We start from the raw sequence: 17,163 nt of genomic DNA, 5'->3' as shown, positions 1-17,163 counted from the left end.
TATGAATCACCGGATTTTTCTTTCTCCAGTTGAGTAATTTCTTTAGATAATCGAAAGCTTCATTTTCCTTTGCGGTTCTTCCTTTTACAGTAAATGCATTCCTTTCATCGCCTTCCCATCCTCCAGGAAAATCAACACGCATTTTACCATCACCATCGCTCTTTTTGCCTTCCAGCAAGATTTCTGTTCCAACATAAAGTTGCGGAATTCCTCTTGTTGTTGCCAAAAAAGTCATTAAAGCTTTGTATTTATTGATATCCCCTTTGAATACCGACATGATATGATCGGTATCGTGATTCTCAGCAAATACTAAAAGGTTATAAGGGTCGCCATACAAATAATCCTGAGCAAGGGAATTATACAAACTGATGAATCCTTCGTTCCATGTATCCTTTTCATTAAAAGCTTTAAGAATTGAAAGGTAAAGCGAAAAATCCATCACCGCTGGCAATTCTGAGTTAAAATGATCATAATTATCTGTTCCCTTCTGCCAGTAAGCAAGCTCTGCCGGAGTATCCAGCCAACATTCACCAACAATATTCATTTGTGGATATTCGCTCATAATAGATTTACAGATTGTAGCCATTCCATTTTTATCGTTGTAAGGATAGGTATCAATTCGTATCCCCTGCAAATCGGCATATTCAATCCACCAAATGATATTCTGAGCAAAATAGGTCACCAACAGATCATTCTTTTGGTTCAAATCGGGCATTGTCGGTACAAACCAACCATCAAAATTCTTTTTGTAATCTATTTGAGAAACATAAGGATCGTTGGTTGTGCTCTTACGATGATTCGACTGTGTATATTCGGAGAAAGTATGCACCCAATCGCTGGAAGGCAAATCCTTCATCCACCAATGCGATGATGCGCAATGATTCGTCACCACATCCATAATCAGTTTTATGCCCCGTTTTTTTGCTTCCGCAGATAAAAGAACATAATCTTCGTTGCTTCCGTAACGAGCATCAATTTTGTAGTAGTCGGTTATTGCATAGGTATGATAGGATACTTTAGGTTGGTTATCCTCCATCAGTGGAGTACACCAAAGAGCCGTAATTCCGAGATCTTCCAGATAGTCCAGGTGATCGATGATTCCCTGAATATCACCACCATGTCGACCATCTGGGTTTTCGCGATCCAATTTATCTACCATTCCATCTACGGAATCATTCTCTGGATCACCATTTGCAAATCGATCAGGCATCAGCAAATACATCACATCCGAAGTATCGTAGCCTTTCCGATTGGCCGAATCTACTTTTCTGGCTTTCAATTCATAGGAATAAGTTTCTTTTGTTTTTCCTTTTTCCGAAAAAACCAAATCAAATTTCCCAGCTTTGGTTCCCTTTTCAACCAGTAAATTCACAAACAAATAATTTGGTTTATCAGTCTTAATGGTTCGCTCAATTTTCACTCCCGGATAATCTAAGGAGACATCGTAATCTGAAATTTGATCCCCATGAATTAAAAGTTGCAGGTTTGGATTCTGCATATCTACCCACCAAAACATTGGCTCTACACGTTCAATTTTTAGCTTACTGGCAAAAGTATTCAGGCTAAAAAATGAAACTATCACTATTGAAATCAGAAAAACTCTCATTCTAAAAATTTTAGGTCTAAATTAAAATCAGGATAAGAGGAATCCCCCTTATCCTGAAATATTTTTGGATCTATTAATCGCGCTCGATTACCAAGCTACTACTTTTTTCAATTACATATTCGTCATCGATTATAAATACAGAAATATCTTCTCCTTCTTCGTTGATTACACCAACTTCTTTATCGGAAACTCTTACATTCAGCAAATTTCCTCTAAAACGAACTTTAAACGAGAACGATTTCCATTCTTCAGGAATTAATGGATTCAGAACCAATTTACCGTTCACCACTCTCATGCCACCAAAACCTTCAACAATCGACATCCAGGTTCCTGCCATACTGGTAATGTGAAGTCCTTCGTGCACTTCCTTATTGTAATCATCTAAATCTAAACGAGAAGTTCTCAGATACAGATCGTAAGCTCCTTTACTATCACCAATTTTAGAGGCTAAAATTGAGTGAATACAAGGAGACAAAGATGACTCATGCAAAGTTCTAGGTTCATAAAAATTGTAATTCTTTTTGATTGTTTCCAAATCGAACTGATCTTCGAACAGATAAATTCCTTGCAACACATCGGCTTGTTTAATAAAGCACGAACGCAGAATACGATCCCATGACCAATGCTGATTGATTGGACGAACGGCAGGATCTAAATCTGCAGCTAAAATTTGTTCCTTATCCATATAACCTTCCTGCTGCAAGAAAACACCTGTTTCTTCATCAACCGGATAATACATATTTTCAATAATATCATTCCATTTCGAAATTTCCTTTACAAAATTGAAATTCAGATTTTTTATAATTTCATTGTAACGATTCAAATTGGTCTCTTTCACGTGAGCCATGGCTTCCTGGGTATACTTAAGACACCAATTAGCAATGGTACTTGTGTACCAATTGTTGTTGATATTATTTTCGTACTCGTTAGGTCCTGTTACTCCAAGCATTACATACTTTTTCTTCGCTTGCGAGAAAGTAATTCGTTGGCTCCAAAATCGGGAAATTCCTATTAAAACATCCAAACCATATTCTTCCAAATATTTTTGATCGCCAGTGTGACGGATGTAATTGTAAATGGCAAAAGCAATGGCTCCGTTACGATGAATTTCCTCAAAAGTAATTTCCCACTCATTGTGACACTCTTCTCCGTTCATAGTTACCATTGGATACAAAGCAGCACCATTGGTAAATCCTAATTTTGTAGCATTTTCAATTGCCTTTTGCAATTGTTTGTGACGATAAATCAACAAATTCCGAGTTACCTCAGGTTTTGAAGTGCTTAGGTAGAAAGGCACACAATAAGCCTCGGTATCCCAATAAGTACTACCTCCGTATTTCTCTCCAGTAAAACCCTTAGGCCCAATATTCAATCGTTCATCTTCGCCGGTATAGGTTTGATTCAATTGAAAGATATTGAATCGAATTGCCTGCTGAGCAGCCACATCTCCTTCAATGGTAATATCGCTATGAGCCCATTTATCAGCCCAGGCAGCCACATGTTCTTTCAAGAGTGCATTATATCCCTTTTTGTAAGCCTCAGAAACTACATTTTGAGTCTTACTCATAATGTCCAACTTGTTGTGGTTCAAAGAACTAAGCACTGCGGCATACTTATAAATAGATAGTTCTTCACCTTGCTCTACATCAAATTCAACCGTATTGGCAATGTACTTATCAGCCTCTATCATTGAAGGATATATTTCCAATTTCTGTCCAGCTTTGAATACATCGTATTTCATTCCCATGCAAACATGGAAATCTAACTTCTTGGTTCGTGAAATTACATAACCTTCTCCATGTATGCTTCTAGTATTGAGTATATCCCAGAATTTCTCATCATAGTTGGAATCTTCATTTGCAACATCTGCATTGATATAGGGTGTAAAGCTGACTTTAGCCTTACAGTTAAGTGCAGTTACAGAATAACGAATTACTCCTACTTCTGATGTAACAATACTTAAGAATCGTTTTGCCTCTACCTTTATCTGATTGCCATTCGACATTTCGGCAACAAATGAACGTTCCAAAACTCCTTCTTTCATGTTAAGAGTACGAACAAAATCACTCACTTTAGCTTTTGCCAAGTCTAGCATTTCTCCATTAATTGTCACATCAATACCAATCCAATTTGGCGCATTTAACACCTTGGCGAAATATTCTGGATAACCATTTTTCCACCAACCAACTCTGGTTTTATCAGGATAGTAAACACCTGCTACGTAAGTTCCCTGTAAGCTTTTTCCGGAGTAATGCTCTTCAAACATGGCTCTTTGCCCCATATTTCCATTTCCTAAGCTAAATATACTTTCAGATGCGCGATGATTCTCAGGAGTAAATCCTTCCTCAATAATGCACCACTCATCATGTTTTAAATACTCGTTCATCTTGAATTTCTTTAAAAATTAATCCTACCACTGATCTTAAAAGTTCAATTGAGCTACAGAAAACCCTATGAATCCAGGTATTACCTTATTTGCTTTTCCCAACACTTCGGGTGAACCAATTCCAACACACTTCATTCCTCCATTTATCGCTGCTTCAACACCGGCTTCTGCATCTTCGAAAACCACGCAATTTGCAGGAGTCACTTTTAGTAGCTCAGATCCTTTCAAAAACACTTCAGGATCGGGTTTTGCTTTACTCACATGAGTTCCATCAACAATTGCATCAAAATAATTGGTAAGTTCCAACTGATTTAGAATTGTCATTGCGTTCTTACTTGCTGACCCCAGAGCGATTTTAATATTTTTCGACTTTAGTTCTTTAAAAAAGTCTTTCACACCGGGTAGTATTTCTTCCGGAGTCATTTTTAAAATGTATTCCAAATAGTTTTTGTTTTTCTTATCGGCCAATTTAAGTTTCGTTTCCTGATCCAATTTCACCCCTCCAATCTCTAAAAGAATATCTAAAGAGGTCATCCGGCTCACACCTTTTAATCTCTCATTATCCTCTTCGGTAAAGTCAAATCCCAAATCATTGGCTATCCTTTTCCATGCGATATAATGATACTTTGCTGTATCCACTACTACTCCATCTAAATCAAAAATACATGCACTTATTGTTCCCATTTCAAACAAATATTATTTATTAATAGCTTTTTTTTGTTTCACAAAGGCAACAGAAATTGCCCCTAATAGCATTGACACTCCTGCAATTACCATGATATAAATGGCCTCGCCAGCAAAAAAGTATCTTAAAATCTCTCCAGCGATGATTCCACTAATAATTTGAGGCCCCGCAATTGTAAAATTAAAAATACCCATGTAAACACCCATTTTATCGGCAGGTAAGGAATCTGACAAAATAGAATATGGCATGGCTAAAATTGCAGCCCAAGCAATACCTACTCCTACCATTGGTAGCATCCATAAAGCAGCACTCAATGGCACATCAACCTGAGTAATTAATAGATTCAAATGAATTAATTCACCTCCACTAAATAGATACATAGATAAGAATCCAATTCCTCCAAGAAGTAGAGAAAAAGAGTACACCAACTTACGGCCAAAGCGGTTCGCTAATTTTGTCATGAGAATAGAAAAGATAGCCGCAAACAAACTATAACCAGCAAATAAAATACCAACCCAATCTCCAGCATCCTGAAAAGCTTTCGATTTTACATCGGTAATTGGACATCCCCAGGAATGTTGAGCCAAAGCATAGGTTGTATATACCCACATAAGGTATAGAGAAAACCATGAAAAAAACTGAACAACAGCTAATTGTAGCATAGTTTTAGGTGTATTCTTTACCAATTTAAAGAAACCTATTAAACCTTCATTTTTCTTTTTTTCTTGATTTACAGGTTCTAATCCTTTGTATTCAGCATATTCTTTAGGTGCATATTCTTTGGTCCGAAATACAGTCCAAAGTACAGAGAGAAGTAACATTCCTCCTCCAATGTAAAAAGACCAAATCACCGACGAAGGAACCCCACCATCTGCATCAACATTACTTACCCCAAGTACATTTGTAAGTACAAAAGGCAATATTGATCCAAGAACAGCTCCTGTATTAATTAAAAAACTCTGAATCGAATATCCTGCATTTCTTTGGTCCTCGGGAGTCATATCCGCAACAAGCGCTCTAAAAGGCTGCATGGTGATATTAAAAGAACCATCCATTAAGGCAAACATTACTGCCCCAAATAAAAGCGGTGGCATAATTGCAACGGCAATACCTGCATTAGGCATGAAAAACATGGCTAAAGCAGCAATAATCGCACCACCTAAAATGTAAGGGCCTCTTCGGCCAAAACGATTCCAGGTGCGATCACTTGCCCCGCCGACTATGGGCTGCACAATTAAACCCATCACAGGTGCTGCTAGCCAAAATAGAGATAAATGGTGCAAATCTGCTCCTAAACTGGATAATACCCGGCTTACATTTGCTCCTTGCAATGCAAAACCCATTTGTATTCCTAAAAATCCAAAACTTACGTTCCAGATCTGCCAAAAACTTAATCGAGGCTGTTTTTTCATGTGATAGATAAATTATGTCCGTCCAGTCAATTCGCGACGGTTACTACTTAAAATAATTAAATTGCTTTCGTGATATCCATAACAATAGCACAGATTCCATTCCTTTAAAAAGCGAGAATGTAAAAAGCAATTTTTGTTAGCAATAAAATTTTGGAGTGATAAATTCTTATACGAAGAAAAAACTATGATATAAGAAGGATGTAATTTAATTAGTAAATACCCAAGGTATTTAATCAAGCATTGATCCATATCATTTCCATCATTTTACCAGGAAACGAGATCATATTTAGAAAGGAAGTATTTATTATTTAAGTCGGAATGGAGGTTTCCCTCCGGATCAAAAATAGAGAAAAAAAAACTATCTATCAAAATCGAAATTTTGGAAAAGAGTCAATTTTCTAGTAAAAACAGACGAAACAGCCTATAACAAACGTTTGCAACAAATTTTAAAAAAAACGATATTATTTTTCAAAACCTCTATTCTCAGCTAATTTCAGCGTACTCATTCCGAATTTTACGTAAAAAAAATAAGGCTACTCAAGTAGCCTTATTATCTAGTAGTAGTTCAATGTTTAAATGTGTTTTGTGGAACCTCTTACAATCAAATTTGTTTTAACCACCTTTGTTACCGGTTCGTAATCCATATTCCCACTCGAAATTCTTTTTACCAAAATTTCAGCAGCTTTCAATCCAATTTCGAGTCCATGCTGCTCGAGTGTGGTAAGTGAAGGATCTGTCACTCTTGACACCAAACCATCGGTAAAACCAACAATTGAAATATCCTCAGGAACACGCAATCCAAATTTCTTAACAATGAGCATTGCTCCTGCTGCGGTCAGCTCATTTACAGCAAAAATTGCATCTGGAGGTTTTGGTAGGCTTAATAATTCAGGAGTCTTCAATAGCGCCTCATCAAAACTATCACATTTTATTATTAAACTTTCATCAATAGGCACCTTATATTTTAGCATTGCCTGTCGATAGCCTTTTTGTCTGTTCTGAGCCAATAATAAATGTTGCGGAGCCGACAAATGCGCAATTCGCTTACAGCCAATTTTAATGAGATACTCTACCGCAGCAAAAGCACCAGCAAAATCATCTACAATTACATTATCAGAAGCCATATCGTTACAAACCCGATCGAAAAACACTATTGGAATTCCATTGTCTCTTAATTCACGAAAATGTCCATAATCTTTTGTTTCCTTCGACATAGAAACCAATACGCCATCGACGCGACTCGAAAGTAAAGCCTGAACATTGGCTATTTCACGTTCATAGGATTCATTGGATTGAAAAATCATTACATTATATCCTGACTTCGATGCGATTTCTTCGATACCACTAATTACCGAAGAGAAAAAATGATGTACTATTTCGGGAATAATTACGCCTATAATATTGGTTTTACTATTTCGTAAGCTTAAAGCTACTGCATTAGGCTTATAATGCCATTTTTTAGCCAATTCATTAACTGCTTCCTTGGTTTGGTAACTAATATCTGGATGATCTTTAAGTGCCCTGGATACTGTTGAAGCCGAAATACCTAATTCTTTGGCGATATCCTTAATTGTCACTTGCCCACTTCTCATAAAAACCTCTTAAATTAAAAAACATGAATACTGATCATTAAAAAACTCACAACCATATGATTGAAAAAGTCTTACAAAAACAATACACGCTTAATACACGCTTTGTAAATATAAAAAAAAATTAAACAAATCTTTTATTATGAAGAGTATTAATTAAAACGAATTCAATTATATGTATAATTAAATATCAAACGTTTGCGGTAACGTTTGCGATGAATTATTTACACATAATACACAAACGTTTGAAAATAATTTGAATCTACATATATCTTTGGTTATAGAATGAATTAAGGCTTACTTAACGTTAAGGTAATTTAAAACACTACCAAAGGAAGAACCCAAGTCGGAAACACGAGTTCATATGGTTAGCAATAAGCACCTTAACATTTTAACTAATTTATAATTTATCTTAAATTTCTAATTTATGGAACTTAACTTTAGTAGACTTAGAAAACTACTTCTTATGCTAGTTATGGTATTTTCATTTACCATAGTGTTTGCACAGGAAAAAGTAGTTACTGGTTTAGTTACCGATGCAAACGATGGCATGGGTATCCCGGGTGTTTCTGTAGTTGTAAAAGGTACAACTGTTGGTACAACAACTAACATCGACGGAAAATACACTTTGACCGTAGACGAAAATGCGACCATCGTTTATTCTTTTGTAGGCTATCATCCACAAGAGATTCTAGTGGGAGCACAATCTCAAATTAATGTGATTTTGAGTATTGCAACCGAAGACCTTTCGGAAGTAGTAGTTATTGGTTACGGTACTGTTAAAAAAGAAGACAAAACAGGTTCTGTAACCAGTGTTTCCTCAAAAGACTTTAACAAAGGTAATATTACTTCCCCACAAGACTTGTTAGTTGGTAAAGCTTCAGGTGTTGTAATTACCTCTTCAGGAGGAGCTCCAGGAAGCGGATCTACTATCCGTATTCGTGGTGGTTCTTCATTAAACGCAACAAATGATCCATTAATTATTGTTGATGGTGTACCTATTGAGGGTATTAGTAACAATGTAAGTGGTAGTGCAAATGCTCTTTCATTTATTAATCCAAATGATATTGAAACTTTCACCGTACTTAAAGATGCATCGGCAACCGCAATTTATGGTTCCCGTGCCTCTAATGGTGTTATCATTATCACCACAAAAAAAGGTGCAAAAGGTAAACCTATGCAAATCTCATATAGTGGAAATATATCTATTTCAACTCCTGAAGATTACGTAGATGTATATTCTGGCGATCAGTTTAGACAAATTGCTTATGACCACTTGGGACTATTTGATGCTAGTGATTACGATACTCTTGGTACTGAAAATACAGATTGGCAAGATGAAATTTTCAGAACAGCAATCTCTCATGATCACAATGTATCAGTTTCTGGTTCATACAAAATTTTACCTTATAGAGTTTCAATTGGATATACCGATCAAGAAGGTATATTGAGAAATACCGATATGCAAAGACTCACTGCTGCAGTTAACCTGAGCCCTAGTTTCTTTGAGGACGCTTTAAAAGTTAATGTTAATGCTAAGTTGATGAGCACTGACAATAATTTTGGAGATGAGGGTGCTATTGCATCTGCCGTTTCAATGGATCCAACACAACCCATCTATGACGAAGGTGCTACTGCATATGACGGTTATTTTCAATGGCAAAATTATGGCGCTTCCTTAGGTACTGCAAATCCAGTTGAACAAGCTCTTGCAGTAGATAATACATCTGAGGTTACAAGATTTGTTGGTAACTTACAACTAAACTATACCATTCCTTACATTCCAGAACTTCAAGCTAATTTGAATGTAGCAACTGATTACTCTAAAAGTGATGGTGTAAATAACCGTCCAGTCACTTCTCCATCCACGTTAGTTTCATCTTGGGGAAAATTAAGTGATTACTCAGGTAAAAACACAAACAATCTACTTGATTTCTATTTAAACTATAAAAAAGACATAAATGAAGATCATAGATTTGATGCAACAGCTGGTTATTCCTGGCAACATTTTAAAAGAGAAAGCGATAGTTATACAAGATCTATTGTAGATGAAGATCATCCATTAGTCGTGGACGATGATTCTGAATCGGCTACTGAAAACTATTTGGTTTCTTTCTTTGGTCGTTTAAATTATAGTTTAAAAAACAAATACCTTCTTACTGGTACCTTCCGTTACGATGGTTCTTCACGCTTTGCAGAAGACAACAGATGGGGATTCTTTCCTTCTGCAGCTTTTGCATGGAAAATTAATGAAGAAGATTTCTTAAAGGATCATGGATTTCTTTCAGATTTAAAACTTAGGTTAGGCTGGGGTATAACCGGTCAACAAGACATTGGAGACGATTATCCATCTCAAGCAAAATACACAATTTCTCAAGAAGGATATTACTATCCAATTAATGGAGAGTATTCTGCTACATTGAGACCAGAAACATACGATCCAGATATCAAATGGGAAGAAACAACAACTCAAAATATCGCTTTAGATTTTGGTTTTTTAAACAACAGAATTAGCGGTTCTATAGAGTATTACTTCCGAGAAACTAAAGACCTTTTAAATGAAGTTACCATACCTAGTGGAAGTAACTTTTCTAACACACTATTAACAAATGTTGGTAGCATGGAAAATAGAGGTTACGAAATTAACCTTAATGCTGTACCTATTTCAACTCCCGACATGTCATTAAATATTGGTTTCAATTTTACTCACAACACTCAAGAGGTAACTAAATTATTAATTTCAGATGATCCAGATTATATTGGCGTAACTTATGGTAGTGCTATGACTGGTATCACACAAATAACCCGTGTTGGAGAAGAAGCTTATTCATTTTTTGTGAATAAACAAATATATGATGCCGATGGTAATCCTATTGAAGGTTTATATGAAGATTTGGCCGGAGAAGGTGGTGTTATAAATGGTGATAGTTCTAACAAATACGTTTATCACAGTCCTACTCCTGAATATATCTTAGGTTTTTCAGCCCGATTTAATTACAAAAAATTCGATATGTCAACTTCTTTAAGATCTAATATCGGTAACTATGTAATGAATCAGGTTGCATCCGGATCTTCTTACGATCAAATGCAACAAATCGGCTACTGGAAAAACATGCCAACTGCCCTTAGCGAAACAAATTTTGTTAAAAGACAATTTACTTCAGATTATTTTGTTGAAAATGCATCATTCCTGAAAATGGATAATATCAGTGCTGGATATTCATTTGACAATTTTGCTGGTCAGAATATACAAGCAAGAGTGAGCTTTACTGTTCAGAATGTATTTACAATCACAAATTACAGTGGACTGGATCCTGAAGTTGATGGTGGTATGGATGATAACTTTTATCCTAGACCACGCACGTTCACAATGGGTGTAAACTTAACCTTCTAAAAAATCAAAAAATGAAAATAAAATATTTAATATTAGGAATTCTGGCATCTGCTCTGGTATATACCTCTTGTACAGATGACCTAGATGTAACACCAATCGATCCTGATCAAATATTAGCAGGTAATCTTGGGGATGACCCTGCATACATGGAACAAGCTTTAGCAAAAATATATGCTAGTTTCATTATTTCAGGACAGGCTGATGGCGATGCTGATATAACATCGGATGACGATGGTTTTTTTATAACCATGCGTGCTCTTTGGAATTTACAAACAATTACCACAGATGAAGGAATATGCGCCTGGGGTGATACAGGTATTTCTGATTTGAATACTCAAACATGGAGTGCTCAAAATTCATTTCTTACTGCAGCTTACCAAAGACTAAGCTTAAGCGTTACCTATGCAAACGACTTTTTAAACACCTCTGAAGATAGCGACAATGAAAATATCGTTCAATACAGAGCTGAAGCAAGATATTTAAGGGCTTTAGCATACTATTATCTTATGGATCTATTTGGAAATCCACCATTTACAACAGAAGAAGATGGTGTGGGTACTTATTATCCTGAACAAATTCAAAGAGCTGATTTATTCGATTATATCGTAAGCGAATTAGAAACAATTGAAAGTGATTTAGGAGAACCTGGATTTTCTTACCCTCAGGCAGACCAAGGATCATGTTGGATGTTACTTGCTAGAATTTATCTAAATGCAGAAGTTTATACAGGTACTGCCCATTGGGAAGACTGCAAAACATACTGTGACAAAGTAATAAACAGTGGTGCTTACTCTCTTGCTGATGAGTACAGACAAAACTTTTCTGCTGACAATGACAGAGATCATGGTAATAATGAAATGATTTTCGCTTTTGCTGAAGACGGTATATATACTCAAGGAAACGGTGGTACTACTTTTATAATTGAATCTTCAAGCGATGCAACCTACATTCCTGCTGAAGATTATCATGGACTTACCAATAATACCAATTGGAATGGTAACAGAGCAAGAAAAGATTTAATGAATATTTTAGTTGATACATTAACTGTTTATGGAAATACTTCTGTACCGGAGACAGATACGATCTTTGCTCAGTGTCCTGATGGAAGAATCTTCTTTCGTCAAAAACGTTCAATTGATATTCCTTCTGCATCTTCAAGCGGTGACTACGGAGTTGGTGTTTATAAGTTTACTGCTAAAAATGTAGACGGTACTCAAGCAGACAACTATAGTTCGACCTATGCATGTACGGATTTTCCAATATTCCGTTTAGCAGATGCCTATCTAATGAGAGCTGAATCTTTATTTAATTCAGGAAATTCTGCAGATGCCGTAACTGACATTAATACCATTAGAGAAAGAGCCTATGGCGATGATAGTGGAGATATTAGTGTAGACGATTTAGATGCTAATTTTATTCTTGATGAACGTGCTCGTGAATTCTACTACGAGGGACAAAGACGTACCGATTTAGTAAGGTTTGGTCAGTTTACCGACGGAGATTATAACTGGCAATGGAAAGGTAATACTTCTGAAGGTACAAGCACAAGTAGCTATAGAGATCTTTTCCCTATTCCAGGAGACGAAATATCTGCCAATCCAAACATCACACAAAATGATGGTTATTAATCATTTAAACTCAAAAAGAAATGAAAAAATATTATAGCATATTATTCTTATTGGTTGGCGTTTTAGGCTTTTTCACGAGTTGTGATGAAGATGGCGATCAATTAGTATTTAGCGATAACGTAATAGTGCCTACCCTTACCTTACCCGATTTAACATTAGTAAGAGCAAATGGTAGCAACAGTGTAATTTTTGAATGCACTCCCGTAGATCCTGGATTTACTGCTTCAGCATATTATTATCTTCAGGCATGTCCTGCGGGAGATAATTTTGAAACAATAACACAAATCTATTATGCAGAAAGCGGCGATAACATTGAATTTACTGTAAATAAACTAAATTCACTTTTACTTGACGGATTCCCTGAAGATGCAACTTCATCTGTAGATTTTAGAATCAAATGCGTTTTAGAAGCTGATGCAGGACTTGGAGTTGATGATTATGTATACTATTCAGAAACCCAAACTGGCGATGTAACCCTATTTGGTCTTCTTCGTTTGGATGTTCTAATTGATGGAGAAGACACACAAAAAATCCAATCTCCAGATAGCGATGGTATTTACGAAGGATATGTGAAATTTGATGCTGGCGATGAATTTACATTGCTTGATCCCGACAATACTATTTATTACGGTTCTGGTACATCTGGAATTGCAGTAGATGGTGCAGCCATTACAGTTGCTGACGCTGGGTGGTATCTGTTAACTGCCAATACGAATGATTTATCTTACACGTTAGAATCATATAATATTGGTTTAGTTGGTGATGCAACTCCAAATGGATGGGATACGCCAGATTCAAAAATGGATTATAACTCTACAGATGGTACCTGGGAAATTACTATTGATTTAACTGATGCCAATTTCAAATTTAGATTAAACGATGGATGGGCATGGAATCTTGGTGGAACTGGAACCGAAGATGGTAGTGCCGATAACTACAGTGATGATAATATGACTGTTGAGCTAGAGCAGGGCGGAAAAAACATTCCAGTATCTGATGGTGCAGGTAATTACACCATTACACTCAACATTGATGGATCGGTAGCAACTGTTGTTAAAAATTAATACCAGAATAATCCAAGGGGTGCCATCACACGTGCACCCCAATGGTTACCGAGTTTATTCAAACTATTAATAATATATTAGTACTAAACATATAAGTATGAAAAAATATATATTTTTCAGAGTCTCAGCTTTCCTTCTTGCCGCATTATTTTTAGTGGTAGGTTGCGATAAAGATGAGCTTGTAAAACTAGATGCCGAAATGGCAACCTGGGAAAACGACGGAATTACATCTACTTCTGCTGAAATAAGTGGAATCATAGTTGCAGAAGGAGATGGAATAAGTGAATATGGAGTAGCTTGGGCTACAACAGAAAATCCAACTACTGATGATAATAAAACTGTAGCTGAAGAAGTGGACAAAGCTGTTTATTGGGTAACTATTGAAGACCTGGAGCACTTAACAACTTATCATTACAGAGCATATGCCATTATGGATAATGGTACAACAATGTATGGTGAAGATGCAACCTTTACAACCCTTGCCAACATAGCTACGGTAAGCATAAATGCAGCAAGTGGAATTACAGATGTTTTTGCACAAATAACCGCTGATGTCCCTTATGATGGAAAATCAACAGTAACTTCAAAAGGTATGTGCTGGAACCTAGAAACTCTTCCTACTATTGAAAACGACACAACAGTAAATGGAAGCGATACTGGAGAGTTTACTGCTGACCTTAATAACCTACTACCTGCAACAACATATTATGCAAGAGCTTATGCAATTAACGCAATGGGAACAGCATATAGCGAAGAAATTAACTTCACCACTGAAATTGGTGTTGCTGTTCTAACAACCGATAGCGTAAGAGATGTTACAAAAACAGAAGCAAATGTATACGGAAATGTAGTTGTTACCGGTGGTGCTGATATTACAGAAAGAGGTTTTGTATTGGCTATGGCTGAAAATCCTACCATTACTGATACTAAAATCACTGATGCTGCCAACACTATTGGCGAAATGACTGCTGCATTAAGCGGATTAGAATCGGGAACTACCTACTATGTAAGAGCTTTTGCTACCAATAGCGAAGGAACTGCTTATGGAGAAAATATTGAATTCTCGACTATTGCAGATATTACTACCTGGTACATGCCTGGTGATTATGTTGCTGATAGTTACCCTACCGACGGTTATGCAAATTGGACTCCTGAATCTTCTCCTTTCGTAAGGAATACTGAAGACAACCCAACAAGTTTAGAAGGATATTTATACCTGGCAAATGATAATAGCCAATGGAAATTTGCAACAGATAATACTTGGTCAACAAACTATGGTGATGATGATGCAGATGGTACACTAGGAGCTGATGGTGCGAATATTGTTTCTGCTGCCGGATATTACAAAGTTAATGTTGACATGTCTACTTCTCCAATGACTTACACTGCTGTTTCTACAGTTTGGGGAGTTGTTGGTGGTGGTACTCCTGGTGGTTGGGATACCGATACAGAATTAACATATGATGCAAGTTCTCAAACATGGAGAGGAACAGTTCACTTAACTGCTGATGCGTTTAAATTCAGAGCTAACAATGATTGGGATTACAACTATGGTAGTACTGTTGCAGATGGTACAACTCTAGATGCAGGCGGTGAAAACATCGCAAATGATGTTGAAGCTGATTACGATTTCACTCTTGATTTAAGTACTCCTAATGAATACACTTATATGGCTAACCGTTGGGGATTAATTGGTGCGGCTACTCCTGGAGGATGGGATACTGATACCAATATGACCTGGGATGAAACCAATGAAGTATTCACAGTAACTCTTGATTTAATTGAAGGTGACTTTAAATTTAGAGCTAATGATGAATGGGCTGTTAACTTTGGAGGCGACTTGAGCGCATTAAGCCAAGATGGCGATAACTTCACAAATACAGAAGCTGGTAACTACACCATCACATTAAATACAATGACAAAAGTAGCTACTGTTACTAAAAACTAATAATTCTTTTATAAAAAGAGCATATCTTTATGGTATGCTCTTTTTTTACTACTTAATAAATTTTAACCAAAGAATTACATCACGAAAAGAAATCAACTATGAAAAAACTATACACCTATTTCCTTTCTTTTCTCCTACTGATTCCTTCAATAGGTATTGGGCAAATTACTACAGTCCCCGAATTTCCATACGTTGATTCAGAAATCACTATTACTTTCGATTCTTCACAAGAATCAAGCTTAGGAACTTTTACTGGCGATTTATACGCCCACACGGGTGTTCTTATCGAAGGAAATACCGAATGGCAACACGTTATTGGTAGCTGGGGAGACAATACCACTCAACCTCAACTAACCAACAACAACGACGGCACCTATAGCCTCGTAATTACACCTAACATTACCGACTACTATTCAATTACAAGTGGCGAAATTGTAACTGATATAGCACTAGTATTTCGCTCATCGGATGGAAGTGAACAAACTTCCGATTTATTTATTACCATCTATCAAGAAGGACTAAATGTAAGTTTTACCGCACCAAACGATGGTGAGGTATTTGCACTTGGAGAAAGCTTATCTATTGAGGTAAATGCGGCAGAAAATGAAACCCTAAGCCTTTACGTAGATGGGGAACTCGAAGAAAGCACTACCCTTTCCAAAATTAACACCGAAATAACAGCTAGCGAAGCTGGTTATCACCAATTGGTTGCTGTTGCAGGCGCAGGAAGCGAAGAAGCCAGGGATACCATTCAATTTTTTGTTCGTTCCAACACACCAACTGCAGCAAAACCAAGCAATACTAAAGATGGAATTAACTACACAAGCGACACAAGTGTAACACTATCGATTTATGCTCCAGAAAAAGAATTCATTTTTGTAATTGGTGATTTTAACGACTGGGAATTAGACAATAACTACCTAATGAATCAGGATGGCGACTATTTTTGGATTACGCTCGATAATCTTACCGAAGGTCAGGAATACATTTTTCAATACCTGATTGATGGAGATATCCGAATTGCTGATCCTTACGCTGATAAAGTTCTCGATCCGTATAATGACCAATACATTTCGGACAGTACCTATCCCGATCTTATCTCCTATCCTTCCGATAAAACAAGCGAAATTGCCAGTGTTTTTCAAACTGCACAAACAGCCTACACTTGGTCCGATTCAGATTTTACAACTCCGAATAAGGAAGATTTAGTAGTTTACGAATTGCACGTACGCGATTTTACCGATGCAGGTAACATCAAAACCGTTAAAGATACACTCGATTATCTGGAACGACTTGGAGTTAATGCCATAGAACTAATGCCATTTAACGAATTTGAAGGAAATAGTTCCTGGGGATACAACCCATCCTTCTATTTTGCTCCTGATAAAGCATATGGAACAAAAACAGATTATAAAGATTTTGTAGATGAATGCCACAGTCGTGGAATTGCT

Annotated in this window: 10 protein-coding genes; 5 read left to right on the top strand and 5 right to left on the bottom strand. The window is 36.6% G+C overall.

Features of this window, described 5'->3' with window-relative positions:
- From ABYT26_RS15770 to ABYT26_RS15750, 5 genes are all read right to left on the bottom strand, one after another.
- Positions 1 to 1,606, bottom strand: a 1,606-nt coding sequence (locus ABYT26_RS15770; protein ID WP_372755636.1) for an alpha-amylase family glycosyl hydrolase, incomplete at its 3' end; no start/stop codon positions are given.
- A 73-nt stretch (positions 1,607 to 1,679) separates the two neighbouring features.
- Positions 1,680 to 3,992: a glycoside hydrolase family 65 protein gene (locus ABYT26_RS15765; RefSeq protein ID WP_372755634.1), complete on the bottom strand. Its 2,313-nt coding sequence runs from the start codon at positions 3,990 to 3,992 to the stop codon at positions 1,680 to 1,682.
- A gap of 36 nt (positions 3,993 to 4,028) precedes the next feature.
- Positions 4,029 to 4,676 carry a beta-phosphoglucomutase gene (pgmB, locus tag ABYT26_RS15760; protein WP_372755632.1) on the bottom strand — a complete coding sequence of 216 codons (648 nt, stop codon included), beginning with the start codon at positions 4,674 to 4,676 and terminating at the stop codon, positions 4,029 to 4,031.
- Between the two features lie 12 nt (positions 4,677 to 4,688).
- The gene (locus tag ABYT26_RS15755) at positions 4,689 to 6,089 is read right to left on the bottom strand and encodes an MFS transporter (RefSeq protein WP_372755630.1); all 1,401 of its coding nucleotides are present in this window, start codon (positions 6,087 to 6,089) and stop codon (positions 4,689 to 4,691) included.
- A gap of 572 nt (positions 6,090 to 6,661) precedes the next feature.
- Positions 6,662 to 7,681 (bottom strand): LacI family DNA-binding transcriptional regulator, encoded by a 1,020-nt coding sequence (locus tag ABYT26_RS15750; RefSeq protein ID WP_372755628.1) that lies wholly within the window; start codon positions 7,679 to 7,681, stop codon positions 6,662 to 6,664.
- Between the two features lie 424 nt (positions 7,682 to 8,105).
- Here ABYT26_RS15750 and ABYT26_RS15745 point away from each other — a divergent pair, with 424 nt between their 5' ends.
- From ABYT26_RS15745 to ABYT26_RS15725, 5 genes are all read left to right on the top strand, one after another.
- Positions 8,106 to 11,072 (top strand): SusC/RagA family TonB-linked outer membrane protein, encoded by a 2,967-nt coding sequence (locus ABYT26_RS15745; RefSeq protein WP_372755626.1) that lies wholly within the window; start codon positions 8,106 to 8,108, stop codon positions 11,070 to 11,072.
- A gap of 11 nt (positions 11,073 to 11,083) precedes the next feature.
- Positions 11,084 to 12,700, top strand: a complete 1,617-nt coding sequence (locus tag ABYT26_RS15740; protein WP_372755624.1) for a RagB/SusD family nutrient uptake outer membrane protein — start codon at positions 11,084 to 11,086, stop codon at positions 12,698 to 12,700.
- Positions 12,701 to 12,720: 20 nt separating this feature from the next.
- The gene (locus ABYT26_RS15735) at positions 12,721 to 13,764 is read left to right on the top strand and encodes a SusE domain-containing protein (RefSeq protein WP_372755623.1); all 1,044 of its coding nucleotides are present in this window, start codon (positions 12,721 to 12,723) and stop codon (positions 13,762 to 13,764) included.
- 97 nt (positions 13,765 to 13,861) lie between these two features.
- Complete coding sequence (locus tag ABYT26_RS15730) at positions 13,862 to 15,712, top strand: SusF/SusE family outer membrane protein (protein WP_372755622.1); 1,851 nt, start codon at positions 13,862 to 13,864, stop codon at positions 15,710 to 15,712.
- A 98-nt stretch (positions 15,713 to 15,810) separates the two neighbouring features.
- Positions 15,811 to 17,163 (top strand): alpha-amylase family glycosyl hydrolase (locus tag ABYT26_RS15725; RefSeq protein ID WP_372755620.1); only part of this gene is annotated, 1,353 nt, incomplete at its 3' end.

Source organism: Labilibaculum sp. (assembly GCF_041595635.1).
Classification (GTDB): Bacteria; Bacteroidota; Bacteroidia; order Bacteroidales; family Marinifilaceae; genus Labilibaculum.
Note: the sequence above shows the minus strand (reverse complement) of the source record. Positions and strands in the feature narration are given on the sequence as shown.